Source organism: Marinobacter persicus, from assembly GCF_900114155.1.
GTDB classification, from domain to species: domain Bacteria; phylum Pseudomonadota; class Gammaproteobacteria; order Pseudomonadales; family Oleiphilaceae; genus Marinobacter; species Marinobacter persicus.
This window is the reverse complement of sequence record NZ_FOSC01000003.1, coordinates 135,508-161,951: the sequence shown is the minus strand read 5'-3', so window position 1 is coordinate 161,951 and position 26,444 is coordinate 135,508. Positions and strand designations below refer to the sequence as shown.

General features: G+C 59.5%; 19 protein-coding genes and 3 tRNA genes. 10 read left to right on the top strand and 12 right to left on the bottom strand.

The annotated features are described in order from the left end of the window. From BMZ63_RS04395 to BMZ63_RS04370, 6 genes are all read right to left on the bottom strand, one after another. Positions 1-3,495: a translocation/assembly module TamB domain-containing protein gene (locus BMZ63_RS04395; protein WP_227663514.1), complete on the bottom strand. Its 3,495-nt coding sequence runs from the start codon at positions 3,493-3,495 to the stop codon at positions 1-3. Next, entirely contained in the window at positions 3,492-5,240 is a 1,749-nt protein-coding gene (locus BMZ63_RS04390; protein WP_177187026.1) for an autotransporter assembly complex protein TamA, read from the bottom strand. Before BMZ63_RS04390 ends, BMZ63_RS04395 begins: the two co-directional genes overlap by 4 nt. A 116-nt stretch (positions 5,241-5,356) precedes the next feature. Continuing rightward, positions 5,357-5,432: transfer RNA gene (locus tag BMZ63_RS04385), tRNA-Val, on the bottom strand. Between the two features lie 8 nt (positions 5,433-5,440). Further along, positions 5,441-5,517: transfer RNA gene (locus BMZ63_RS04380), tRNA-Asp, on the bottom strand. 13 nt (positions 5,518-5,530) lie between these two features. Continuing rightward, positions 5,531-5,606 (bottom strand) — tRNA-Val (locus BMZ63_RS04375). Between the two features lie 163 nt (positions 5,607-5,769). Beyond that, positions 5,770-6,723 (bottom strand): hypothetical protein, encoded by a 954-nt coding sequence (locus BMZ63_RS04370; RefSeq protein WP_091702521.1) that lies wholly within the window; start codon positions 6,721-6,723, stop codon positions 5,770-5,772. A 153-nt stretch (positions 6,724-6,876) separates the two neighbouring features. Between BMZ63_RS04370 and purE the strand changes: the two genes are divergently transcribed. The 6 genes from purE (at position 6,877) to BMZ63_RS04340 (ending at position 14,233) form a co-directional block, all read left to right on the top strand. Beyond that, positions 6,877-7,371 (top strand): 5-(carboxyamino)imidazole ribonucleotide mutase, encoded by a 495-nt coding sequence (purE, locus tag BMZ63_RS04365; RefSeq protein WP_091702166.1) that lies wholly within the window; start codon positions 6,877-6,879, stop codon positions 7,369-7,371. Positions 7,372-7,534: 163 nt separating this feature from the next. Continuing rightward, complete coding sequence (locus BMZ63_RS04360) at positions 7,535-8,650, top strand: 5-(carboxyamino)imidazole ribonucleotide synthase (RefSeq protein WP_091702163.1); 1,116 nt, start codon at positions 7,535-7,537, stop codon at positions 8,648-8,650. A gap of 85 nt (positions 8,651-8,735) precedes the next feature. After that, positions 8,736-9,314, top strand: a complete 579-nt coding sequence (sodB, locus tag BMZ63_RS04355) for a superoxide dismutase [Fe] (RefSeq protein ID WP_091702160.1) — start codon at positions 8,736-8,738, stop codon at positions 9,312-9,314. Between the two features lie 255 nt (positions 9,315-9,569). Continuing rightward, positions 9,570-11,630 carry a putative bifunctional diguanylate cyclase/phosphodiesterase gene (locus BMZ63_RS04350; RefSeq protein WP_091702157.1) on the top strand — a complete coding sequence of 687 codons (2,061 nt, stop codon included), beginning with the start codon at positions 9,570-9,572 and terminating at the stop codon, positions 11,628-11,630. A 24-nt stretch (positions 11,631-11,654) separates the two neighbouring features. Next, positions 11,655-12,242: a LemA family protein gene (locus BMZ63_RS04345; RefSeq protein ID WP_091702156.1), complete on the top strand. Its 588-nt coding sequence runs from the start codon at positions 11,655-11,657 to the stop codon at positions 12,240-12,242. A gap of 11 nt (positions 12,243-12,253) precedes the next feature. Then, positions 12,254-14,233 (top strand): M48 family metallopeptidase, encoded by a 1,980-nt coding sequence (locus BMZ63_RS04340; protein ID WP_091702153.1) that lies wholly within the window; start codon positions 12,254-12,256, stop codon positions 14,231-14,233. Positions 14,234-14,246: 13 nt separating this feature from the next. On the opposite strand, the gene gspD is transcribed toward BMZ63_RS04340, so the two are convergent. The 4 genes from gspD to BMZ63_RS04320 form a co-directional block, all read right to left on the bottom strand. Then, a complete protein-coding gene (gspD, locus tag BMZ63_RS04335) occupies positions 14,247-16,187 on the bottom strand; it encodes a type II secretion system secretin GspD (protein WP_091702151.1) in 1,941 nt (646 codons plus the stop codon). A 224-nt stretch (positions 16,188-16,411) separates the two neighbouring features. Then, on the bottom strand, positions 16,412-18,064 hold the full coding sequence (gene groL / locus BMZ63_RS04330) for a chaperonin GroEL (protein WP_091702148.1): 1,653 nt from the start codon (positions 18,062-18,064) through the stop codon (positions 16,412-16,414). A 76-nt stretch (positions 18,065-18,140) separates the two neighbouring features. Then, on the bottom strand, positions 18,141-18,428 hold the full coding sequence (groES, locus tag BMZ63_RS04325; RefSeq protein ID WP_091702145.1) for a co-chaperone GroES: 288 nt from the start codon (positions 18,426-18,428) through the stop codon (positions 18,141-18,143). 191 nt (positions 18,429-18,619) lie between these two features. Continuing rightward, the gene (locus BMZ63_RS04320) at positions 18,620-19,147 is read right to left on the bottom strand and encodes an FxsA family protein (protein WP_091702142.1); all 528 of its coding nucleotides are present in this window, start codon (positions 19,145-19,147) and stop codon (positions 18,620-18,622) included. Between the two features lie 112 nt (positions 19,148-19,259). Here BMZ63_RS04320 and BMZ63_RS04315 point away from each other — a divergent pair, with 112 nt between their 5' ends. Continuing rightward, a complete protein-coding gene (locus BMZ63_RS04315) occupies positions 19,260-19,583 on the top strand; it encodes an MGMT family protein (protein WP_091702140.1) in 324 nt (107 codons plus the stop codon). A 37-nt stretch (positions 19,584-19,620) separates the two neighbouring features. Here BMZ63_RS04315 and BMZ63_RS04310 read toward each other — a convergent pair whose 3' ends face one another. Both BMZ63_RS04310 and BMZ63_RS04305 read right to left on the bottom strand, forming a co-directional pair. Then, positions 19,621-21,135 (bottom strand): fumarate hydratase, encoded by a 1,515-nt coding sequence (locus tag BMZ63_RS04310; protein WP_091702137.1) that lies wholly within the window; start codon positions 21,133-21,135, stop codon positions 19,621-19,623. 141 nt (positions 21,136-21,276) lie between these two features. Continuing rightward, positions 21,277-22,941: a DNA recombination protein RmuC gene (locus tag BMZ63_RS04305; RefSeq protein ID WP_227663512.1), complete on the bottom strand. Its 1,665-nt coding sequence runs from the start codon at positions 22,939-22,941 to the stop codon at positions 21,277-21,279. Between the two features lie 218 nt (positions 22,942-23,159). Between BMZ63_RS04305 and BMZ63_RS04300 the strand changes: the two genes are divergently transcribed. Genes BMZ63_RS04300 through BMZ63_RS04290 form a run of 3 tightly spaced genes read left to right on the top strand, consistent with a single transcriptional unit; the run spans position 23,160 to position 26,357 of the window. Then, positions 23,160-23,894: an ATP-dependent zinc protease family protein gene (locus BMZ63_RS04300; protein ID WP_342351333.1), complete on the top strand. Its 735-nt coding sequence runs from the start codon at positions 23,160-23,162 to the stop codon at positions 23,892-23,894. After that, positions 23,891-25,408, top strand: a complete 1,518-nt coding sequence (locus BMZ63_RS04295; RefSeq protein WP_091702134.1) for an inactive transglutaminase family protein — start codon at positions 23,891-23,893, stop codon at positions 25,406-25,408. The genes BMZ63_RS04300 and BMZ63_RS04295 overlap by 4 nt, the downstream gene beginning before the upstream one ends. A 1-nt stretch (position 25,409) precedes the next feature. After that, complete coding sequence (locus BMZ63_RS04290; protein WP_091702132.1) at positions 25,410-26,357, top strand: alpha-L-glutamate ligase-like protein; 948 nt, start codon at positions 25,410-25,412, stop codon at positions 26,355-26,357. The last annotated feature ends 87 nt before the right edge of the window (positions 26,358-26,444 follow it).

Sequence of the window (26,444 nt, the reverse complement as noted above, 5' to 3'; positions counted from 1 at the left end):
TCAGAAATCCCGCGTGTAGAAGATATCCAGAGATGCAGCCAGTCCACTGGCTGCTTCCAGATAAAAATACCGGCCCAGCTCATAGCGCAGGGCCACGGTGGTGATGGGCTCAAAAATGCCGACGCCATAGCGCAGGCTGAGTTCGTCGGTAATGTACCCACTGGCCACGACCGAGGCCTGATCACCGGAACCCTCGGTTTCCAGCGTCAATTCCTGAATCCCCAGTTCATTGCCCAGCCCCTGCGTCACTTTGCTGGCCTGGGTGAGGCCCAACGAGATCGCCGCGGTGGCAAGCTGGCCATCGCCGCCCTGTCCGGCACCCGGCGGGCGGCCCAATACCAGATACGACAGCGCATCGGCTTGTGGCATGGGTGGTTCGGAAAACACCTCGGTTTCCGGCGCGCTGACCGGCCCGGTCAGACGGATACCGGCAACCACGGTATCGACGGTGCGGATTGCCTCGACATCCAGATAGGGCTCAGTCAAAGGGCCGATAAACTGGATGCGCGCCCGGCGCAACGCCAGGTCCTGGCCAAATTCCTGATATTGACCATTCACCAGTTGCAGGACGCCCCGGGTGTCCATGTTGTTGCCAATACGAAGCGTGCCCTCAAGGTCGCCGGTGACACCGAACGCATCAAACGTAACACGGTCCTGCCCGACCACCAGGGTGACGTCCATGGGCATGCTGCGCACCGCGGGCTCCGGCCTCTCAACACCGACAATCATCTCGTCCCCGGAAACCCGAACCGCCGATTCCGGCAACTCACGTACACGGATGTCACCTCGTGGTACCGCCACCTCGCCGGTCACCGAAAGCTCACCGGCTCGGAAGGCGATATCCAGATCCGGCTCAATTTCCAAATGGGCGTAGGGTTCGTAACTCACTGGCAATCGCTCACCAGTGACCTTCAAAGCCAGTTGCGGTTCCGCCGCCCAGTCAAGGCGCCCGTCGAGCTGGCCGTAGCTGCGGTCATTACTTTGCCAGCGGCCACTGATATCGGCATGGCGCCCACCAAACTGCAACGCCACAACCACATCCTCCATGGGTAATGGCAGCGTTGGATCGAAGAAACGGCCCCTGGTGAGTACCAGCTCTCCAAACACTTCCGGATTCTTCAAAGGCCCGGACAGGCGCCCGGCGCCATTCACCCGACCCTGCACGTCCTCCAGCCCCAAGACTCCCTGCAGCAGCGACAAGTCCAGCTCACTCAGACTGAAGCGACCCTCGACAGGCTGGCTTTCCGCCATGGGATCGATCGCCAGGTCCGCGCTCAACACCCCCAATTTCGGCCCCTCAATGGCAATGGCAAGGTCGGCCCGGTCAGGACCAAGATCCAGAATCAGATCCAGGCGCTGATGCGCCAGGCGGTGCCACTGATCCACCGCCAGAACTTCGAACCCACCATTACCCGCATCCACGCGAATCCTGCCCTCAGGCCCGGCCTGGGTCATGGTCACGTTTACCTCCGCATCGATCGATGCGTCCCAGCGAACGGTGTCAGGGAGCAGCAGCGCCAGAGAAGCGGCGGGGAACTGGTCAATTTGCAGCGCCAGTTCCGGCTCAGGCCACAGGCGTTGATCCCGGGTGCAAATAGCGCTTTGCTGCCAGTCCCAGCAGTGGCCACCCAGGTCAACCTGGCCCTGGTCACTGATCGCCAGGGTGGCCGGGCGCCGCATTCGCCAGGTCTGCTCAATGCCCGGGATATCCAGTTCGCCGTCATCAAGCATGCCCCGCCAAAGCTGCTCGCCACGTTCAGGAAAGCCGCCAGCCACATCCAGCGAGGCCGTGCCTTCCTGATGACTCAGCTGCAGTGTCAGCCGATGTTGCGCCCGGTTGCCGTCCAGCTCCGCTTCAATCGCCTGTACTTGCTGGTCGCCAACCATCAACGTTTGGGCTGACAGCCTGGAGGACACCCGTAACCCACTGGCAAGATCGGCCCGCAAGTTGGCGCTGGCCAAAGACAGCTGATCCCGCCACGACAGGTCGGCCGCTTGCAGGGACAGGCGGCCGGTGGGATCACCAACACTGCCTTCAAGTTGCAAATCGGCAAACAGCTCACCGTCAAGACCGGGCAACAGGCGCTGCGGGTCCGGCAAGCTGACCTGCAAATCGGCCCGAATGCCCTCACCGTATTCGCCGCTACCGGCAATCCGGTTGTCACCTGCGGTAATCAGGAGATCCTCTACCCGCACGAACTCATGATCGCCCCGCACCGTGGCTGAAAAATCTGCCGGGCCGTGGGGCCCTTGCAATGCGCCGTTCAGGTTCGCGCTATAATCACCGTTGGCATAGGTTGCGCTACCCCGCAGTTGCTCCAGGACAACCGGCGGCTCCCCCATGTCCGGCAGGAGCGCATACCAGGGAAACCGCTGCAGGTTAAGGTCTGCATCGGCACTGACCCCATCCGCCCAGGAAACCGCCCCCGCGACCACCAGCTGCCCGGGTTCCTGTTCACCCGCATCCTCCGGCCCGGTCAGCCTCAGCTCAGCATCATCGACACCGTCGGTTGTCACGTGGCCTTTTGCGGACACTTCCATGTTGCCGGTTGTACCCGGTAACAGGGCCTTCAATTCGGCACGGAAACCATCCGCCAGTGCCCCGCGCACAGACACCCGCCCGTCCTTGACAGTCAGGGTTTCGGGCAGGGACGGGTCCGCCAGAAACTCCGGTGTTTGCAGCTCAAGCCGCACCGGCAATGACGGTTCAAGTGGCCGGACAGCTCCGCTGAACCGGGCATTCAGATAACCATTGCTGCGCCCGGAAACATTCAGATCCCGCACGCTTCCGGCAAGATTGGCGCTAATTTGCCAATGCTCGCCGGACGGCGGTGGTAACGAAACCGCAACATCCGCATTCAGCGGCCAATCCCGGCGCATGGTTACCCGGCCTTCGGCGGTGACCTGAACATCATCAAGCCGGTAGCTTGCCCGCTCAAGCGTCATGTCGGCACCGGAGCCGCGGGCAGAGGCTGTCAGCCGATCCCAGACTTGTGCGCCATTAACGGTCAGGGCACCCAACTGTACGTCGGCCAGAACAACCTCCAGCGGCAGGTGGATGTCTGGCAACTCCAGCTCGTCCGCTCTGGCCGACGCTTCCTCCGTTGATGGCTGCACCTCGACACGGATGGCACCGGAGTGAAGCCGATCCAGGCACAGGCTTTTCCGGAACAGGCACCCAGGCGACCAGGCGACGGCGGGATCCCGCACCACCACAGCCACGCCATAGCCCCGCCACTCAATACGTTGAGCCTGCCACTCACCCAACAATGAACCGGAAGCCTGCTCTGTTTCCAGGCCAGGGATCCGGTCGATCAGCCAGGCGGTGCCCGTGTCAGAGCGAAGCAGTGCCCATACGGCGGCCAAAACCAGCACCACCAACAAGCACAAGACCACCAACGCGGATACAAACCAGCGCAAAGGGTGGCGGGGCCGGTGGGCCGGAGACTCGGCTGGCGCGTTTTCCGCCCCCTGTTTTTCGGTTTGCTCACTCACAATTCAGGCCCCATTGAGAAGTGAATGCGCCAGCCACCACCAAACTCATCATCCAGCCCCCTGGCCACGTCCAGCCTCAGGGGGCCGACCGGGCTGACCCAGCGCAATCCGACACCAGCGCCGGTGGCCAGGCGGTCAAACACATCGTCGACCGCATTGCCCCGGTCGACAAAGGCCGCCACACGCCAGTTTTCGGTGAATTCATACTGATACTCGGCACTGCCCACAAGCAGGTAACGCCCGCCGACCGACACCCCATCTTCGTCCTTGGGCGACAGCGTTTCATAACCATAGCCACGAACGCTCTGGTCACCCCCGGCAAAGAACCGGAGTGACGGTGGCACATCGGAGAAACTGTTGGTGGCCACACCACCGAAATTGAAGCGGGCCAGGAAGCGATGGTTGTCCGCCAGAGTATAGAGCCCCTTGGCCAGAACGTTGACATGCAGGACATCCGCATCAGACAACAGCGCCCGATGGGCGCCGGCAACATCTACCTGAAGACGGTATCCGCGCGACGGGTCCAGCGGCTCGTTTGCTTGCAGGCGGGAATAGCTGACGCCCGGCAATAACAGGCTGGAGGTATTGGGCTGCTCTTCACCAATTCGATACCGCTCGCCCTCCCAGCGAATCCCCAGGACCTGCGTCCAGCCATTATTCAACTGGTGACGCCACTGCTGACCCAGAGTCAGCCTCTCGGTTTCCACATCCTCCACATGTTCTCTCTGATAACCGCCACCCAGGCGGATGGAGTCCGTCATCGGTGGATCCAGCGGCCACTCGTACCAGCCACTGATGTTCTGACGCAGCTCCGAAAGCTCTGTGTCAGCGCCACGGCGATGGCCTTCGGGATTGATGTAATGCTCCCGCCAGTTGCCGCGTACACGCGGCCCCACGTCCGTGGAAAAGCCCACACCGGCCGATACCGAACGTGGTTTGCGGGGAGTAAGGGACACGGTGACAGGAATCACGCCGTTTTCGGCGCTGGCGGGCGCGGCATCCACGTCGACACCGGAAAAGTAGCCGCTATTGGAAAGATCACTGCTGAATCTGGCGATTTTATCAGCCCGGAAGGGCTCACCCGGCTCCAGAGTTACAAACCCATCCAGCAACGCCTCATCAAAGCCATGGCCTTCCACAAACCTGACCTGTCCCAGCCGATACCGCTCACCGCTGCGATAATGCAGGGCAATATCGGCCGCATTTTCCGAAGGATCAACAAATAGCCGGCGGGTGACAAACGTACCATCAAAATAACCCAGGCGGCTGGCCCGGTTGGCAATCGCCGTATGCAACGAATCATACTGTCCATGGTGGAGCACATCGCCAGGCTGGAGCACATCCGGGACATAAGGGCTCAGATCCGCCTCTGCACCGGGCGGGCCGTCAATCACCACAGTACGTGAACGCACTTTTACCGGCTCGCCCGGCTCAACGGTAATCTCAAGCCTGGCGGGTTCACCTTCCGGCTCGCTGATTTGCCAGCTCATATCCGGTCGGTAATAACCCAGTGCCCTGAGCGCATCACGCACTTGCTTTTCAGCCACCGGCCAGTAACGGCGCAACCCATCGGCACTGCGACCGTCAACATCGCCAACAAAAATCCGGGCATTGTTTTCCAGCGCATCATAATCACCTTCAACCTCCACCAGAACCTGGCTGGCTTGCACCATCAGTGGCATCACCGCCAAGAATGCAGCCGTGGCCAACACCGCGGTAACAGTGGAAAAGCGGATCAACGCCATGCAGAAACGCCCGAACAAGAGAGTGGAGTTCTAACAATAACAAATGAAGCAAATAAACAGGCAGGTATAAAACAGACATAAAAAAAGCAGACCCTGTCGGATCTGCTTTTTGAATCTGGTGGGTGGTGCAGGGATCGAACCTGCGACCCTCGCCTTGTAAGGGCGATGCTCTCCCAGCTGAGCTAACCACCCTGGGAAAATGGCGGAGCGGACGGGACTCGAACCCGCGACCCCCGGCGTGACAGGCCGGTATTCTAACCAACTGAACTACCGCTCCGCAGACTTGAGTTTGGTGGGTGGTGCAGGGATCGAACCTGCGACCCTCGCCTTGTAAGGGCGATGCTCTCCCAGCTGAGCTAACCACCCGCTTGCAGCGTTGCTGTCTCAACTCAAGTGGGAGCGCATTTTAAGCATTTCCCCGGCTGTGTCAAACGTTTTGCCCAAAAAAACCAAAGTTTTTGCCAAGACACTAAAATTCGGACACTTTTTATTCAAAACGGCCGCCAGTTGGTCAGACAGCAACCAGCGCTCACCGCGAACGCAACTGATTGACCTCTTCGGACAAACGCACCAGGCGCGAGGTCAGTTGCGAGCGCGACGCGTCAATCGCTTCGACCGTCTCCCGCAACTCATCCAACTCACCGCGAAGCTCGTCCAACTGCTTGTTACCGGCCATGGCATCCACTTCTTGCTCCAGCGCGGCAATCCGGCTGTCCAGACCATCCAGGGTGAGCTTCTGTTCCCTCTGAAAACGCTGGAGACGACGATCCACCTGCTCATCCACGCCCGCCAACTGCTCTTGCACGGTTTCAAGCTGACTCGCGTTTTCCTGACTCGCCCGCCCCAGGGCCGACACCTCATCCGTCAGACGTTGGTCAAGCTGCTGCACATCACCCTGCAGGGACGAACGAGCCTGCGCCAGAGTCGCCTCCAGGTCCGTGACGTTTTTACCGGACTCCGCCAGCTGCTTGTCCAACCCGGCAAGCCGCTGTTCATGTTCATCCAGCCGATCCTTATTGCGCTCATTGGCAATGGCCCAGAGCTTGCGGATTTCACTGTCCGCGGTATCCAGACGCTCACCCTGCGCGGCAATCTGATCCTCCAGAGACGACCCGCGCTCCTGCAACGACTCGCCGGTTTCCGAAAGGTCTCCCTCGAAACGCGCCAACGCCAGCTTGCTCTGACGCGCCCATTCCTCGGTTTCCTGCAACTGGACCTGAAGCGCGCTCATCCGCTCATTCTGCACATACCACCCGGCGCCAGCCCCCACAGCCACCACCACAAGCAGTAACCACAGCCACAGAACTCCTCCGCCTTTCGAACCGTTACCGGAAGAACCCGACGGCTTTTTTAACCGACCGGAACCGCCGCCGGCGCCCCCCGCCGCTCTTTTTTTCCCGGGTTCCGTCGTCCGATGGCGGTTATCCGCGGCCACCGGTGCTTCAGCTCTTAATTCATCATCGTCCGGACGAATGGGTTCCATCTGCACTCCCGAAGTTTCTGGTTAATGGGCCCGATCATACCTGCAACCCGCCAGGGCTTAAATTACATGGCGATCAAACAGCCCAAAGTTGCACGCCCCATACCCAGCACATACAATGGCCGGCTTTCCAATTATCTTCTCAGGACGTTGCATATGCAGCCGCTTGTAGGACTGATCATGGGCTCCAAATCAGACTGGCCCACCATGGAACACGCCGCCGACATGCTGGAAAAACTCAGTGTGCCCTACGAAACCCGGGTCGTCTCTGCCCACCGTACCCCGGACCTGCTGTTTGACTACGCCAAAACCGCAGCCGAACGTGGCCTGAAAGTCATCATCGCAGGCGCTGGCGGCGCGGCTCATCTGCCGGGCATGGTGGCGTCCCAGACCTCGCTGCCGGTTCTGGGTGTTCCTGTGCAGTCCAAGGCACTGAACGGCCTGGATTCCCTGCTGTCCATCGCCCAGATGCCCGGTGGCGTCGCCGTCGGCACACTGGCCATTGGCAACGCCGGCGCCAAAAACGCCGGATTGCTGGCCGCACAGATCCTGGGAACGGCTGACAGCGCCCTGCAGAAAAAGATCGATGAGTTCCGCGCAGCACAAACACAGAGCGTTCTGGATAATCCTGATCCAAGAGATCAACAGTAAAACTCCGTAGTTGGCAGAGCAGGTCTGGCAGGGCTTTCCAAAACTGTGCGGAGCCAGGGAAGGCGGAGCTCAAGCGACACAGGGACGTGCCGCAAGGAGCGTGTTTTGGAAAGCCCTGCCAGACCTGCTCTTACGCCCGAAGCTAAAAGGCAGGAGAGCTCACATGAAAATTGGCGTACTAGGCGCAGGCCAACTCGGCCGCATGCTCGCCCTCGCAGGCTACCCGCTGGCCAAGGATTTTGTCTTCTACGACATGTCTGGCAGCCCCAGCGCCGGCATCGGCGAGACCATCGTTGACCCCGAAGGCAAACAACTGGACGACTTCCTCGCCAAAGTTGACCGGGTCACCTACGAATTCGAACACCTGCCGGTCGACGTGGCCGAAAAACTGGCACAACACAAACCGGTACACCCCTGCCCCCGCGCCCTGGCAGTCTGCCAGAACCGCGAAGCCGAAAAGACCCTGTTCGGCCGCCTGGGCATCCCCACCCCCCAGTGGCAAATCGCCGACAGCGCTGAAGGCCTGAAAGCGGCCGCCGAAGAACTCGGCTGCCCGGTGGTCGCCAAATCCGTCACCGAAGGCTATGACGGCAAGGGCCAGGCGGTACTGAAAAGCCCGGACGACGCGGTCCAGGCCTGGGACAGCATCGGCCACCCCCGGGTAATCGTGGAAAAGTTTGTCAACTTCACCCGTGAAGTCTCCATCATTGCCGTGCGCGCCGAGGACGGCGAACTGGCCTTCTACCCCATGGCGGAAAACATCCACCACGAGGGCATCCTGCGCTATTCCATCGCCCCGGCACCACAACTGCAGCCCCACATTCAGGCCGACGCCGAAGATTACATCAAATCCCTGCTGAACGAACTGAACTATGTGGGCGTATTAACCCTCGAGCTGTTCGAAACACCCGAAGGCCTGATGGCCAATGAAATGGCCCCCCGGGTTCACAATTCCGGGCACTGGACCATCGAAGGCGCCATGACCAGCCAGTTCGAAAACCACATCCGCGCCGTCAGCGGCCACCCGCTGGGTAATGTGGCCGCACGGGGTGTCAGTTGCATGATCAACATCATCGGCGAGCACGGCGACATTGAACGGATACTGGAACTGCCCTACGCTCATGTACACCTGTACAACAAGGGCGAACGGCCGGGCCGCAAACTCGGCCATGTGAATATTCTGGCTGACAGTTACGAAGAACTGGTCTGGCGTGTGAAAAATTGCGCCCAGTTTCTGCCCGGCTGCCCGGAGTTCGAAAGCTCATTAACAGCAAATTAGAAACAAAGGGTTGATTTGGCTCAAACTGACCCTATATTGCTGATACGTACATTCACGAAAACAGAGAGACAGGGAGAACGACCTCATGGCATTTGAACTTCCCGCATTGCCGTACGAAAAAAACGCACTGGAACCGCACATTTCCCAGGAAACCCTGGAATACCATTACGGCAAGCACCACAACACCTACGTAACCAAGCTCAACGGCCTGATCGAAGGCACTGACAACGCCAACAAATCTCTCGAAGAGATCATCAAGAGCGCCAGTGGCCCGCTGTTCAACAACGCCGCCCAGGTTTGGAACCACACCTTCTACTGGCACTGCCTGAGCCCGAACGGTGGCGGTGAGCCGACTGGCGCAGCCAAGGAAGCCATCGAGAAAGCCTTCGGCTCTTTCGAAGAATTCAAGAAAGAGTTCAACGATAAGGCCGCCAACAACTTCGGTTCCGGCTGGACCTGGCTGGTCAAGAAGGCCGACGGCAGCGTTGCCATCGTCAACACCAGCAACGCCGAAACGCCGCTGACTGGCGAAGACAAGCCGGTTCTGACCGTGGATGTGTGGGAGCACGCCTACTACATCGACTACCGGAACAGCCGTCCGAACTACCTGGAGGCATTCTGGAACCTGGTTAACTGGGATTTCGTTAACGAAAACCTGGCGTAAACCACCAGAACCGACCCCACGACAGCTTCTGCTGTCCGGTCAGAAATACCCGCCCGGCGCCGCCGAGGCGGGTATTTTTTTGTACAGGTCGAAAAAATTGACTTGTCTTCATAGACTTGCAACGGTTTTCAGCCATACTTTGTGACTTACTCACATGATAATCTTAACATTGGTCAAATTTGGCCCAGCCAATTTTTGCCTCTTTGCCTTGCAAAACGCGGCCGACAATCCGAACCATGAAACAAGAACGCAGGAATGCCTAGAACCTTTAAAGTGGAACACCGGCTCGGCTACCGGATTTTTCGCTGGATCTTGCTGATCGCCCTGCTTGGCGGTGTACTGGTCAGTACCGTCCAGGTGGCGATCGACGCCCGGCGTGTCTCCGCGGAGCTGGAAAAACAGGCGGACCAGACCGTCACCATGGTTCGCGATGCCGCCACCCAGGCCGCCTTCAGCATTGACCAGGTACTGGCTCGGCAGGTGGTCGATGGCCTGTTTGCCCTGGAGGCCATTCAACAGGTACGCATTACCCACCCGGACGGCGAAGTGCTGGCCAGCCGGGAACGGCCGCTGCAGCACGGTGCGTTTCGTCCGGTAACCGACCCGATTTTCGACACCACCCGTCGTTACCATGAGACCCTGACACTCAGCACCCGCCCCGGCGAAATTTACGGCTACCTGGACATCTATTACGACACCGCCCCTTACGCCCTGCTCTGGCTGAACCGCACCGTGACCACCTTCAGCTCCGGCATTGCCCTGGCACTGATTCTTGGCATTGTGCTGTATTTCGTTTTCTACCTGCTGCTTACCCGGCCGCTGTTGCGCATTGTCAGCTCGGTTCGCAAGGTGGACCCGGAAAGACCCGACGACCGCCTGATCTCCATCCCGTCCGGCCATCATGCCGATGAGCTGGGGTTGTGGGTCAACACCACCAACAACCTGCTGATCGCCATTGCCGACAGCCAGGAGAAACACCAGGAAGCGGAAAATCGCGCCTCCCGGCTGACCCGATACGACCAGTTGACCAACCTGCCCAGCCGGGACACTTTCATGGACAATCTCAAGGAAGAGATTGAGAAAGCAGCCGCCGAATCCGCCTCCATGGCGCTGCTGGTCTGCGGTATCGATGATTTCAAATCCATCAACGAGCAATGCGGTTTCCGCACCGGTGATCAGATTCTGCAAACCGTTGCCAGCCGACTGACCGCCAACCTGTCATCCGAGCGTTTCATGATAGCCCGCCTGGGGAGCGACCAGTTCGTGATTGTCGAAAAGCGCCTGCGCGACGGGTTCGAAGCAGCTGAAACCGCCGAGAAAGTGCTGGCCAGTTTCTCCACGCCCATCAACGCTGGTAAGCACCGCGTGTCCATGAGTGCCACCATCGGCATTGCGCTCTATCCGTCGGATTCCGGCGACGGCGAGCGCCTGCTGCAGAGCGCGGAACAGACCATGGCCCTGGCCAAGCAGGTAGGACGAAACCATTTCCAGTTCTTTGTCGCCAGCATCGACCAGGACATTCGCGAACGCAAACACCTGGAAAAAGACCTGTCCCTGGCCCTGCCCAATCACGAACTGTTTGTGGTTTATCAGCCGCAGATCCACTTATCGAGTCAACGGGTGGTCGGCGCCGAAGCACTGCTGCGCTGGCAGCATCCGGAAAAGGGCCTGATACCACCGGATAAATTCATTCCGATCGCCGAAGCCAATGGCGCGATTGTGGAAATCGGCCAGTGGGTGCTGGACCAGGCCTGCTGGCAGGCCGCACACTGGAGCCGGGAAGGCATGCCCATACGCATAGCTGTCAACCTGTCGGCGATCCAGCTGCGCCAGGAGTCGATCGTGGAAGACATCCTGGACACCCTGAAGCGCAACAAGCTCACCCCCGGCCAACTGGAACTGGAAGTCACCGAAACCAGCTTCATGACCAACATGAAAGATGCGGTCGACAAACTGCACAAACTGCGCCGTGCCGGCATCAGCGTCGCGGTTGACGATTTCGGCACCGGCTACTCATCTCTCACCTACCTCAAGCAGATGCCGGTACAGTATCTGAAAATCGACCAGCAGTTTGTCCGGGATTTGCTGAACAATGAAGAAGACACCCGCATTGCCAACACCATCATCGATCTGGGCAAAAGCCTGAACCTCACCGTCATCGCCGAAGGCGTGGAAACCGCCGAACAGGCCACCTACCTGAACGAGCGCGGCTGCCAGATTGGCCAGGGTTACTACTACAGCAAGCCAGCGATTGCCCGGGAGTTCGAGAGGTTCGTCAAAACATTCCACGGCCATACCGTGGATAATAAACACTGAACACAATCTGAACAGGGAAATACCATGGAAAGCACCCTTATCGGTTTAGCCGTCATTGCCGCTGTTGTTATTTACCTTGTGGTTATCTACAACAAACTGGTGTCCCTGCGGAACCAGTACAAAAACGGCTTCGCCCAGATAGATGTGCAACTGCAGCGCCGGCATGACCTGATTCCGAACCTGGTGGAATCCGCCAAGGCCTACATGGAACACGAGAAGTCCACCCTGACCCAGGTGATGGACGCCCGCAACAACGCCGTCAGCGCCCAGAGGGACGCTGCCCGCGATCCCGGTGAAAGCGGCAAGATGCAGCGCCTGGGTGGCGCTGAAAACATGCTGAGCAAGGCGCTGGCGAATTTCAACGCCGTGGTGGAAAATTACCCCGACCTGAAAGCCGACCAGACCATTCAGGACTTGATGGAAGAGCTCTCCTCGACAGAAAACCGGGTGTCGTTCGCCCGCCAGGCCTATAACGACGGCGTCATGCACTACAACACCTTCCGCGAGAAGTTTCCCAACAACATCATCGCCGGCCTGTTTGCCTTCAAGGACCGGGCGCAACTGCAACTGGAAAGCCCGGAAGCGCGGCAGGCACCGAAAGTCAGTTTCTGAGGAGCCGTTAAATGGCCGCTCCCGGCTTTTTCGAACGCCAGGCCCACGCCCGGCGCAACACAGGCCTGCTGATCATCCTGTTCCTGACGGCGGTCACGCTGATCACACTGGCGGTCTGCCTGGTCGGTTACTTTGTCACCCTCGGCGAGGGTACACGTCCCCCCTTCCATCACTGGTTGTTATCCAGCCACGGGCTGATAACCGCCAGCACGGTGATTGGCATCATTATCATTGGCTCCCTGGTCCGCTGGCTGGACCTGGCCGGCGGTGGCAGCCGAGTTGCCAACATGGTGAAAGCCCGCCTGATTGAACCGGATACCACCCATCAGGACGAGCGCCGCCTGCGCAACATTGTCGAGGAGATGTCCATCGCCAGCGGCGTTCCGGTGCCCGATCTTTACGTGATGGATCACGAGACCGGAATAAATGCCTTTGTCGCCGGCTATGATGCCGGTGAAGCGGTAATGGTCGTTACCCGTGGCACCCTGGATGAACTGGACCGCGACGAACTGCAGGGCGTGGTCGCCCACGAGTTCAGCCATATTCTCAACGGCGACATGCGCATTAATGTCCGGCTCATTGCCCTGTTGGCCGGTATTCTTATGATCGGTCAGATCGGGCAGTTTCTGGTCCGGGCGGGATTCTACCGGTCCACCAGCCGGCGCCTGACTGGCGGAAACCGCGATGGCCGGGCGCAGGCGGCCATGGGGCTGATAGGCCTCGCCCTGCTGCTGATTGGCTATGTCGGCGTCTTCTTCGGCCGACTGATCCAGGCGGCCGTGTCACGCCAGCGGGAAATGCTGGCCGATGCCTCTTCGGTGCAGTTCACCCGCAACCCCGAGGGTATTGGCGGCGCCCTGTACAAAATCGGCATCAAGGGCGGTTACCTGGACAGCACCAGCCACGCCAGCGACATGAACCACATGTGCTTCGGCGAAGCCGCCCGTATGAAATTCACCTCTCTGCTGGCCTCACACCCACCCATCGACAAACGCATTGACGCCATCCAGCCAGGCTTGATGGCGCGATTGCGAAGCCGGTTGCGCGACACCATGCCAGCCTCGGAACTGACCCCGAAACACCGGGAGCCGGAACCGGTCAATCTGGTGGACACGGTGCGTTCAGTCGCCGGACCCACGGGCACCACTAAACTGGCTGAACAACACACCGACAGGCAGAGCATCAACCGAACCAGAGGCCAGGTATCCGGAAAAGTCGGTACCGTCTCACGGCAGAGCGAGGCCTATGCGATCCAGTGGCTGAAGCAACTACCCTCCACCTTTCGCAACCTGTTATACACCCGCACCGGCGCGGTCCAGCTGTGCTATGCCCTGTTACTCTGGCCGTTACCTGTCCCGGTTCAGCGTGAACGCTACGAAGAACTGCCGGAGCACCCGCTTCTGGGCCCGCAGCCCGAAATGCTGGGGAAACTGACTGCCACCCTGCGCTCGCTGGGAGAGGGCGCACGCTTTCCGGTTCTGGAACTGGCCATGCCGGCGCTGCGCAAACTTGATGCGGAGGAACGGAAGCAGCTTTCCGCCAATGTCTGGAAACTGGTGGTGGCCGACCAGCGCCTGAGCCTGTTCGAGCTGGCCCTGACCAGCTTTTTGTCCCGACACCTGTCGGCCGATGCGGGGCGGGCCGTGTCGGTGAAATACCGCACCTACAAGGCGGTATTGCCGGCCATCTCCACGGTCCTGGGTGTCTTTGCACGAGCCGGCACAGACAACCCGCAGGACGTCAGAAAGCTGTATCGGGAGGCCATGGCCGGCTTCGGCGCGGTAAGCCCGGACGCCACCTTGCCAAAGGTGTCAATCAAGGATTTGCGCTACGCCCTGAAGACCCTGAGCCATCTTTCCCCGCTTTTGAAACCAGCCGTACTCGACGCCTGCGGCCACTGCATCGAGCACGACGGCCAGGTTGGCATCCGTGAATACGAACTGATGCGCCTGGTTGCCGACCAACTGGATTGCCCGATGCCACCGTTGTAGGACGTAGCGAAAATCATTCCCGACGCCCCTCAAACAACATGTCCACGGTTGGCTGTTCACCCGGCTCCGGCAACCCAAGCTTTTCCCTGGCTTCGAGATTGACATCCCAAAGACGGTTGAATTTCTCGTTGGTGGCGGCCGATGCTTCCTGCTTACCGAGCATGATGGTCGGACGCAAAAACACCAGGAGGTTACGCTTGACCCGTTGCTCCGATTCCGAGGAAAACAAACGGCCAAGCACCGGGATGTCCCCCAACAAGGGCACCTTGTTCTTGCTGACCTGAAGATCGTCTTTGATCAAACCACCCAGGACAACCGTTTCACCGTCATCGGCGAGCACGGTTGTTTTGATCTCACGTTTGTTGGTGATCAGATCCGAGGCACCGGAAACATTCGTGGTGGAGATATCCTCGGTGGTCTGCTCCACCACCAGGCGCACCAGCCCCTCGGCACTGATGGTCGGGGTGACTTTCAATGACAGCCCCACATCGCGCCGCTCGATGGTGGTAAAAGGATTGGTTGTGCCATCACCCGTGACGGTCGATTCACCGGTCCGAAACGGTACGTTCTGGCCGACAATGATTTCCGACTCCTGATTGTCCAGCGTGATAATACTGGGCGTGGACAACAGGTTGGCAGCGGCCGACGACGACAACGCCTGAACCAGAATGCCCCAGCTTACGCCATCGTCGTTACGCTCACCGGCGCCGGCGGTCAGCCCGCCACCCAATTGAGGCAAGGTATCACCCACCAGCGCACTGATCACCGAGTTCAACCCCAGCATGCCCTCACCACTGGCCAGGTTGGTTCCCAGCAGGGGGAAGGCTCCCCGGGATTCATCCCCACCGGCCACCTGCACACCAAGCTGGTCGCCCATTTCATCACTGATCTCGACAATCGCCGCCTCGATCATCACCTGCGCCCGACGCACGTCGAGCTGTTCGACAATCTGTTCTGCTTCCTGCATCAAGGACGGATCGCCCCGCACCACCAGCGCATTCAGTCCTTCATCGGCAAATACCGAAAAGTTGTTTCCCGGCCGCCCACCAGAATTATCACTGCCAGCGCTTTCCTTCAGCAGCTCGCCCATCACGCCCTTGAGAATCTCGGTCAGATTCTTCGCGTCAGCGTGCTTCAGGCGAATCACCTTGGTGGTGCCACCGGAGGCCGAACGCTGGTCAAGCTGGGTAATCAACTGTCGCATTTTCTCCCGGAAGACCTGGTCACCCCGCAGAATCAACCGGTTGCTGCGCTCATCCGCCGTCACACTGTATTTGCGCCCGGCATTATCACCACCTGAGCCGCCAAGCTGCTCGGGGGCCAGTTCCTGCAGAAGGGTGACCATATCCCCCACCCAGGCCTCTTTCAGCTGGATCACCTCCACCTCGTATTCTGGCGGGGCGTCCAGTTCGCTGACAATCTGTTCAATTCGCTCAATGTTCAACTGATGGTCTGCAATAACCAGGGCATTGGCCTGCGGTGCGGCGGAAAGATGTCCGTACTCAGCCACCAGAGGCTGTAAAATCGGCAAGAGATCAGCGGCCTGGCTGTACTCGACACGAACAACACGGGTAATCAACTGCTCGGAGGGTGTACCCGGAGGCTCTGAATCCGGAGCCCCCAAACGTCTGGCATTCACTTGCGGGACTATCCGAACAACCTGGTCACCGGGAATGGCGACAAAGCCATGAACATTAAGAACAGCCAGAAATAAATCGTAGATTTCATCGCGGCTCAGCGAAGCACTGGATAACACCGTCACCTGGCCTGTGACTCTCGGGTCCACCACGAAGCTCCGGCCGGTGATATCGGCAACCTGGGTAACCAGGGCCCGAATATCGGCATCCCGGAGGTTAATCCGCCAGGTTTCCTGCTGCCCCATAGCCCCGGCGGCCGTTAACAGCATAACGATCGAGACAATGCAGGGAAGTATCTGTTGCCGGACAGATTTCATATGCCAAAACCACCTCATCGCCCTTCCTGGACTCAACGGTTTGGGTAGGCCAGCCGGTGACACCCGGACGCCCATGCCACCAACTTTCGCCTTTGAAATATAGCACCGGACCTACCGTCCCGCCGCTGCACCGAGAATAAAAAACCCCGCACCGGTTGCCCAGTGCGGGGTTTTGTTCGGGTGATCGGCCCCGGCGTTAGCGCCGGGTGGGGATCAGGCCGGCATTACATCATGCCGCCCATGCCTCCCATTCCGCCCATGCCACCCATGTCCGGCATGCCGCCGCCGGCGCCTTCTTCTTCCGGCTCGTCAGCAACCATCGCCTCGGTGGTGATGATCAGGGACGCAACGGAAGCAGCCGCCTGCAGGGCAGAGCGGGTGACCTTGGCCGGGTCCAGGATACCCATTTCCAGCATGTCGCCGTACTCTTCGGTCGCGGCGTTGTAGCCGAAGGAGCCTTCACCTTCGCGAACCTTGGCGACAACCACGGAAGATTCACCACCTGCGTTGAACACGATCTGACGCAGCGGCGCTTCCATGGCGCGGCGCAGGATGTTCACACCAGCCTTCTGCTCTTCGTTGATGGCGTCGGCCTTTTCCAGTGCCTGGATGGCACGGATCAGGGTCACACCACCACCGGCAACGATGCCTTCTTCAACGGCAGCGCGGGTGGAGTGCAGCGCGTCTTCAACGCGGGCCTTCTTCTCTTTCATTTCCACTTCAGAGCCTGCGCCCACCTTGATGACGGCAACACCGCCAGCCAGCTTGGCAACGCGCTCCTGCAGCTTCTCTTTGTCGTAGTCAGAGGTGCTGTCTTCGATCTGCTTGCGGATCTGCTCAACGCGAGCTTCGATATCAGCCTCGGCACCAGCACCGCCGATGATGGTGGTGTTTTCCTTGGTGACGTTTACGCGCTTGGCGGTACCCAGGTCATCCAGAGTGGTATTCTCCAGAGTCAGGCCCACTTCCTCGGAAATCACGGTACCGCCGGTCAGGATGGCGATGTCCTGCAGCATTTCCTTGCGACGGTCACCAAAGCCAGGCGCCTTCACGGCGTTGACCTTCACGATGCCACGCATATTGTTCACAACCAGAGTGGCCAGCGCTTCGCCTTCGATGTCTTCGGCGATGATCTGCAGCGGCTTGCCAGCTTTGGCGACAGATTCCAGCACCGGCAGCAGTTCGCGGATGTTGGAGATCTTCTTGTCGACCAGCAGGATGTACGGGTCATCCAGCTCGGCAGACATGTTGTCCTGGTTGTTGATGAAGTACGGGCTCAGGAAGCCACGGTCGAACTGCATGCCTTCAACCACGTCCAGCTCGTCTTCCAGGCTGCGGCCTTCCTCAACGGTGATCACGCCTTCCTGACCAACACGCTCCATGGCGTCTGCGATCAGCTTACCAATGGTTTCGTCGCCGTTGGCGGAAATGGTGCCAACCTGGGCGATGTTGCGGCTGTCGTTGCACGGCGTGGCCATCTCACGGATGGCTTTCACTGCTTCCGCAGTCGCCTTGTCGATGCCGCGCTTCAGGTCCATCGGGTTCATGCCGGCGGTCACCGCCTTGATACCCTCGTTAACGATGGACTGGGCCAGAACGGTCGCGGTGGTGGTGCCGTCACCGGCGGTTTCGTTGGCCTGGGAAGCCACTTCTTTCACCATCTGGGCGCCCATGTTCTCGAACTTGTCTTTCAGTTCGATTTCCTTGGCCACGGAAACGCCGTCTTTGGTAACCGTCGGAGCGCCAAACGACTTCTCCAGAACCACGTTACGACCTTTCGGGCCCAGGGTAACCTTGACTGCGTCCGCCAGTACGTTGACACCTGCGACCATGCGCTTGCGCGCGTTATCACCGAATTTAACGTCTTTTGCTGCCATGTTTCTCTATTCCTGTTCGTTAAACCGAAGTTGATTCAATCGGATTAATGAGCGTTGGTACCTGTCGCGTTCGCGATCACTCAAGCACGCCGTAGATTTCGTTCTCGCTCATGATGAGCAGCTCTTCACCGTCAACTTTCACGGTGTTACCGGCAAACTGGCCGAAGACCACGGTGTCACCCACCTTGACCGCCAGTGCACGAGTTTCGCCATTGTCGAGAATGCGGCCATTGCCCACGGCGATCACTTCACCCTGGGAAGGCTTCTCTTTGGCATTACCCGGCAGCACGATGCCACCCGCAGTTTTCTCTTCTTCTTCCTTACGGCGTACGACAACACGATCGTGTAGCGGACGAATTTTCATTGCTCTGTTTCTCCAGTAGTCAGATTAATGTGGCAATGACAATTGCATGTTAAAGCGCCGGACCAAGGCAGGCCCGACAATGTGCCAGGGCCTCAAGCAGCTGATTGCCAGTGCTTTTCAGCCCATAGCGAACTTGTGGTGGATAAATGGGGGTGGGGGTGGGCATTTCAATACCCGGATCAAAAAATTTTTTACTTTTTTTCGATCCGGTCGCGGTCCTTTTCCGGCTCTTCTTCATACTCGCCTTCGATGATGTCACCGTTGGCATCCCGGTCGAACGGGCCTTGTGGACCGAAGGGGCCCTGTCCGTCGAAAGGCCCCTGCCGGAATGACCCCGCCTGGAAATGAAAGCTCTGGCTTCCGCCAGCCACCGTCATGCGTTTCAGTGCCTGGGCAGCCAGCCAGTGACGGGAGCCGGGGATCAGGCACAGGAAGCCCACCGTATCGGTGATGAAGCCGGGAGTCAGAAGGAGCGCACCACCGACGGCCAGAATCAGCCCTTCGGCCACTTCCTTGGCGGGCAACTCGCCGCTGTTCAGTCGCTGATTGGCCCGCAACAGAGTCGCCAGTCCCTGCTGGCGCAGCAGCCATGCCCCGGCCACCGCGGTCAGCAATACCAGGCCGATGGTGTTGAATACGCCGATGATGCCGCCAACTTTGATCAGCACGGCCATCTCCGCAATGGGCATGACAATGAAAAGGAAAAAGAAAACGGGCAAGATGCCTCCTGTCACTTACTCAGACACATAAAAGTAAAACTACCTGATAACTTGGTTAGGGCAAACCATGAAAGTTCAAGGAAGGCACCGACGAATAACGCACAGGTAATAAATGGACACGATCAACCAGGAACCTTCCCGGGAACAAAAGATATGGCAGGTCGTGGCGGCCATTCCAGAAGGCAAGGTGGCCAGCTACGGCCAGATTGCTGCCATGGCAGGCCTTGGCCGACAGGCGCGCTTTGTGGGTCGGGCCCTGGGCAGCTTGCCCGCCGGGCACTGCATCCCCTGGCACCGGGTGATCCGCAGCAATGGCCAGATTGCCTTCCCCGAAGGCACGGAGGCCCGTCAGCTTCAAACCGAGAAGCTACGGATGGAAGGCGTCGAGGTGATTAAAGGAAGGGTAAGAATGAAGGCGTTTCAGTGGCAGCCCTGAGCGGACGCCCAGGGCTGCACTGAGACGATCAGTCAGATCATACGGCCTTGGCGGCGATGATCTTGTCGTGCCACTCGACCGGGCCGGTCTGGTGCACGGAGCTGCCACGGGAATCCACGGCGACGGTGACTGGCATGTCCTCTACTTCAAACTCGTAGATCGCTTCCATGCCCAGCTCTTCGAAGGCCACCACCTTGGCGTCCTTGATGGCCTTGGACACCAGGTAGGCTGCGCCGCCCACGGCCATCAGGTACACCGCACCGAATTCCTTGATGGAATCGATGGCCACCTGGCCGCGCTCGGCCTTGCCGATCATGCCGGTCAGGCCGGTCTTCTCGAGCATGGTGTGGGTGAACTTGTCCATGCGGGTGGCGGTGGTGGGGCCAGCCGGACCAACCACTTCTTCGCGTACCGGGTCCACCGGACCCACGTAGTAGATGAAGCGGCCAGTCAGGTCCACCGGCAGTTCTTCACCGTTCTGGATCATATCGACCATCTTCTTGTGGGCCGCGTCACGGCCGGTCAGCATCTTGCCGGACAGCAGCACGGTTTCACCCGGCTGCCAGTCTTTCACGTCTTCCGGCGTGACGGTGTCCAGGTTCACGCGGCGCACGTTCTCGCCCACTTCCCAGGTGATTTCCGGCCAGTCTTCGATGCTCGGCGGAGTCTGCAGCGACGGACCCGTGCCGTCCAGGGTGAAGTGCGCGTGACGGGTCGCGGCGCAGTTCGGGATGATCGCCACCGGCTTGTTGGCGGCGTGGGTCGGGTAGTCTTTGACCTTCACGTCCAGCACGGTGGTCAAACCACCCAGGCCCTGGGCACCAATGCCCAGCTCATTGACCTTCTCGAACAGCTCCAGGCGCAGTTCCTCGGCGCGGTTGGAGGCGCCACGGGCCTGCAGGTCGTGGATGTCGATCGGGTCCAGCAGGGATTCCTTGGCCAGTTCCATCGCCTTCTCGGCAGTGCCGCCAATGCCGATACCCAGCATGCCCGGCGGACACCAGCCAGCGCCCATCTGCGGCACCATCTTCAGTACCCATTCCACCACGTCGTCGGACGGGTTCAGCATGGCGAACTTGGACTTGGCTTCCGAACCGCCGCCCTTGGCCGCCACGTGTACTTCCACGGTGTTACCCGGCACCATCTTGTAATGGATGATGGCCGGCGTGTTGTCCTTGGTGTTCTGGCGCTTGCCGTCCGGATCAGCCAGTACCGAGGCACGCAGCACGTTGTCCGGGTGGGTGTAGGCGCGGCGCACGCCTTCGTTGATCACGTCATCCAGCGGCTGATCGCACTCGAATTTTACATCCATGCCGATGTTCACGAACACGGTCACGATGCCGGTGTCCTGGCAGATCGGGCGGTGGCCCTGGGCACACATGCGGGAGTTGATCAGGATCTGGGCCATGGCGTCTTTCGCGGCCTGGGATTCTTCCCGCTGGTAAGCCTCGTGTACGGCGTCGATGAAATCTTTCGGATGATAATAAGAGATGAACTGCAGCGCGTCGGCTACGCTCTCGATCAGGTCGTCCTGGCGGATAACGGTGGTCATAGTCGCCTCATCAGCTTTCTGATTGTAGGAAGTCCCGGGGCCGAATCAGACCCCGATCTGTCATAAAGAAGCGAGAGTTTACCAGAAATTCGAACAGGCGCGTGATGCGACAGAAGGCGAAGCGAAAGAGCGCCCCGTTGGTCAGCTTTCCTGGCGTTCCGTGGAGGATGTTTCCGTATCTGCGGAAGGCTCTTTATCGGCTGAGGGCTCTTTATTAACCGCTGACGGCTCTTCGGCAGTCTCTTCCACCTCGTCGGCATCCACCTCGGCCTGGTCCACAATGCCCTTGGGCAGCTCCTTTTTGACCCGAACCCCCAGCTCCACAAAGCGGTTGGCCTGGGAAATCAGGTTGCCCCGGCCCCGGGTCAGGGTGTTCATGGCGGAATCGTAGGTGTTCTGGGCCGTGTGCATCTGGGTGCCCAGCTTTTCCATGGCCTCCACGAATACCCGCAGCTTGTCGTACACGGCCCCGGCCCGCTCGGCGATCTTCTTGGCGTTCTGGCTCTGGCGCTCGTAGCGCCAGATGTTCTCGATGGTGCGCAAGGTGGCCAGCAAGGTGGTGGGTGTGACCACAATGATCTTGCGCTCGAAGGCCTCGGCGAACAGGTTCTCGTCCTGCTGGAAGGCCGCCACGAAGGCCGGCTCGATGGGCATGAACAGCAACACAAAGTCCGGCGAATGCAGGCCGTTCAGCTGGCTGTAGTCCTTCTCGCTGAGGGTGCGGATGTGGTTGCGAACCGCTTCCACATGGCGCTTGAGGGCATCTTCCCGCAGGGTTTCATCCTCGGTGCTGACCCATTCCTGGTAGGCCAGCAGAGACACTTTCGAGTCCATAATCAGGTTGCGGTGGTCCGGCAGGTGCACCACCACGTCCGGGCGCAATAACTGATTGTCGCTGTCGCGGTAGCTGCCCTGGGTTTCGTATTCCACGCCCTTGCGCAGCCCGGAGCGTTCCAGCACCCGCTCCAGAATGAGTTCGCCCCAGTTGCCCTGGATCTTCTTGTCGCCTTTCAAGGCCTTGGTGAGGTTGGACGCTTCCTCGGTGATCTGGCGGTTCAGCTCCTGCAGGGATTTGATCTCGCTGCGCAGCGCCTGGCGGTCGTTGCTCTCGCTGGTGTAAACGTGGTCCACCCGCTTGCGGAAGTCCTGCAGCTGGTCGCGGAACGGCGCAAGCAATGAGTCCAGGCTGGTCTTGCTCTGCTGGCTAAATTTCTCGCTTTTCTGGTCAAAGATTCGGTTCGCCAGGTTCTCGAATTCCTGCTTCAGGGCATCCCGGTTTTTCTCAAGTAATTCGAGTTTTTCAGCGGCTGAACGCCGCTCCTTGTCCAGCGTGACCTGCTGTTCTTTCAACGCCACCTGCAGTTCGGACAACTCGGCGGCCAGTGACTCCGCCCGTTGCCGGTGCGTTTCCTTCTCCTGCTCCTGCCGGTCAAGTTGCTCCCTGCGGGAGGACAGCTCGGCTTCCACTCCGGCCAGACGGTTTTCCAGGGTGGCGGCCCGTTGGCGCCAGTGCTCGATGGCATTTTCATGCTCCTGTACACGGGCTTTACTGTCTGCCAGCGCCGCTTCCAGGTGCGATACTTCCTGGTGATGCAACGCCTGGTCCTGCTCAGCCCGGCTGATCTGCGCTTTTGCGTCAGTCAGCTCGTCTTGCTGGTGCAATCGCTCACGGTTGGCCCGCTTCAGCGAAATGGCCATCCACAATGCCGTGGCCAACGCACCCACGCCCACGACCGCCACGACCAGAAACCAGCCGGCCATCTGTTCCGGCGAACCGGCTATTGCCTGCCCCAATACCTCAATCACAAAAAAGAACTCCTTTACAACCCTTGAGTTATCGCCTTAACCAACTGTAAACACATAGCAAGGTAGCGGTGTAGTATACTTGCGCCTTTGCTTTACCACACATTTATGGCCAAGGGGTGTGATCAACCACCCGGCCCTGCCTGAGGTTTTTGATGGGTTTGCGATTCTCTCACATCCGTCCTGCCGGTTTATTGACTATTCCTGTTCTGGTACTCGCATTGGGCGGCTGCACAGCTGACCGCTACCTGATGGTACCCAAGGACAACGTGGATGACGTGCGCACCTCGGTGAAAGCACAAAGAGCAACCCTGGTAACCATGGAGGAAAACGCCACCCTCCGCCATGAAAAACTGCTGTCCGAAGAGGCACGGAATACCGAGAGCATTCTGCAGGCCATTGCCACCCAGGTCGAAAAACCCAGCTGTCCCCCGCCCGAAGTCAAGCAGGAGTGCACGACCGAAAAGGAAAGGGGCCGCGCCGACCGCAGGGACGGCAAGGTCATTGTCGGCCAGGTGGAGCGTTTCTATCTCGCGGGCCCCGGCCTGGTGTACAAGGCCCGGATCGACAGTGGGGCGGAAACTTCCTCCATTTACGGCCGCAATATCGAACAATTCGAGCGGGACGGCAACAACTGGGTCCGGTTCGAAGTACCAGTTCCCGGCACCGAGGACGACTGGGTGACGATGGAAAAGGAAATATCCCGAACCGTCAAAATCATCCAGGCCAGTTCGGACGACAGCGAGAGGCGAGCCGTGGTTAAACTCCAGTTTGCCATCGGCGACCACCAGCAGGTGGCGGAATTCACCCTCGCAGACCGCGAGAATCTGACCTATGACGTACTGGTTGGCCGCAACATCCTGCGTGACGTAATGCTGATTGATGTCGGCCAGGAATACGCCACCGAGCTGCCCTCCTCCTATCTGGACAACGGCAACAGCGGAGACAATGAATGACCACCCGCTCGCGCGCGCCCTTTTATATTTTTGTTTTCTTGCTGATCGCCGCTGGCATTGCAACGGCGGTCTGGCGCCATGTGGAAATGGGTGTGCCCTGGAGTACCGGGGAGCAGCGGCCGGTCTGGATGATCGAAGCGCGCGTGGACTTCGAAGGGCTGGGCGAGCCGGCCCGGGTGAACCTGCATATCCCGGAACAGCCGCCGGGCTTCCGGATAATTACCGAACAGGCGGCGTCGCCGGGCTATGGCTTCGCGATTATCGAGGAAAACGGCAATCGCCGGGCGGAATGGAACAAACGGAACGTTTCCGGTGAACAAACGCTCTATTTCAAGGCACAGTTTGTCCCGGACACCGATTCCGGGGAACAAAAGCCTGAACAGAAACCCCGGCCCCAACCGGAGTTCTGGGAAGAGCCGGAAGCCACCGCCGTGCGCGAGTTGCTAAGCCAGGCGCGGGAGCGTTCCAGCACCCCGGAAAGCATGACCCGGGAATTGATCCGCCTGCTGCAACCCGGCAGCGAAACCCAGAACACCACGCTGCTGGTGTCTGAAGACAACTACCTGCCACTGATGGTGAGGATGCTCAACCATGCCGGCATTGCGGCGCGCACGGCTGACGGCCTGCGCCTTGAGGATGCCAGGCGCAGGCAGCCTCTGTTGCCCTTTTTGCAAATCCATAACGGTGAGCAGTGGCTGACCTTCAACCCGCGAACCGGTGAACAGGGCGTACCGGAAAACCTTCTGCTATGGCGCCAGGGCTCGGAATCGCTTCTGGATGTGATGGGCGGTGATGACTCCCGCGTCAGCTTTTCAATGCTCCGTCAAACCGTACCGGCCCTGCAACTGGCCACCATGGAGGCCAATGATAACGGCCTGGGCGTGCTGGGTTTCTACCAGCTGCCTATCGAGGAACAGAGCATGTTCCGCATGTTGCTGCTGTTGCCGCTGGGTGCGCTGATTGTCGCTTTCATGCGCATTGTGGTTGGTATTCGCACTTCCGGAACCTTCATGCCCGTGCTGATTGCCATCGCCTTCGTCCAGACCACCCTGGCCCCGGGACTGATCGCCTTTCTCTCGGTGGTCGCCATCGGCCTGCTGTTGCGGGGCTATCTTTCAAGCCTGAACCTGCTGCTGGTCTCGCGCATATCGGCTCTGATCATCCTGGTTATATTCATCACCGCCGGCCTGTCCATTATTGGTTACCAGATGGGCTTCAATACCGGCATGACGGTGACTTTCTTTCCCATGGTGATTATCGCCTGGACCATTGAGCGCATGTCGATCCTCTGGGAAGAGGAAGGTGCCCACGAAGTGCTGGTGCAGGGCTCCGGCAGCCTGTTCGTGGCCATTTGTGCCTACCTGGCGATGGATGCACCGCTGGCCAGGCACCTGACCTTCAACTTCCCGGAACTGCATCTGGTGGTGCTGGGTCTGATCCTGTTGATGGGCCAGTACACCGGCTACAAGCTTTCCGAGCTGCGGCGATTCACCCCCATGAAGGCCTACGACTGACATGCAGTGGATTTCCCCCCGCAAGCTAAAAAGGCTGGGCATGCTCAACATGAACCGGCGCAATGTGGATTACATTGCCCGGTACAATGACCGGTCAGCCTACCCGCTGGTGGACAACAAGCTGAAAACCAAGCTGATCATGGAAGAATACGGGGTGAATACCCCCAAACTGTTCCAGGTGGTCCGCCAGCAGCACGAAATCTCTCACTTCAGGGAGCTGGTACAGGACCTGAGCGGCTTTGCCATCAAACCCGCCAAGGGTTCCGGGGGCAAGGGCATTACCGTGGTCACCGGCAGAGACGGCGACCAGTTTGTCAAAGCCTCCGGCGCGGCCATTGGCACCGATGTGCTGGAACGGCACCTGAGTAATATCCTGGCCGGTCTGTATTCACTGGCGGGCTCACCGGATGTCGCCATCGTTGAGGATCTGGTGCAGTGCTCCCCTGCTCTGGCCCGCTACTCGGTTGAGGGCGTACCGGACATTCGCATTGTGGTATTCCAGGGTTACCCGGTGATGGCGATGCTGCGGCTGGCCACTCGCGCCTCCGACGGCAAGGCCAACCTGCACCAGGGCGCCGTGGGCGTGGGGCTGGATATCGGGACCGGTAAGAGCCTGAACGCCGTTCAGTTCAACCGGCCCGTGTCCATGCACCCGGATACCGGGCTGCCTCTGGAAAACATTGCCATTGAAGACTGGCAAACCATGCTCGATATGGCCGCCCGTTGCTACGAGGCCACCGGCCTGGGATATATGGGCGTTGACCTGGTGCTGGATGCCAATCAGGGGCCACTGCTGCTGGAGCTCAACGCCCGGCCCGGCCTCGCCATCCAGATGGCCAATGGTCGCGGACTCCTGCCACGCCTGCGCCACCTCGAAGCACTCAAGCGCCCTCACTTTTCCCCCGGCGAACGGGTTCGCTATGTGATGGACAGCTTCGCCGCGCTCTGATCCGCGCGCACCAGCGCCTGCAACTCCTTTTTCTGCATGCATAAAAAAACCGGGGCCTGGGCCCCGGTTTCTATCAAACGCGCCTTA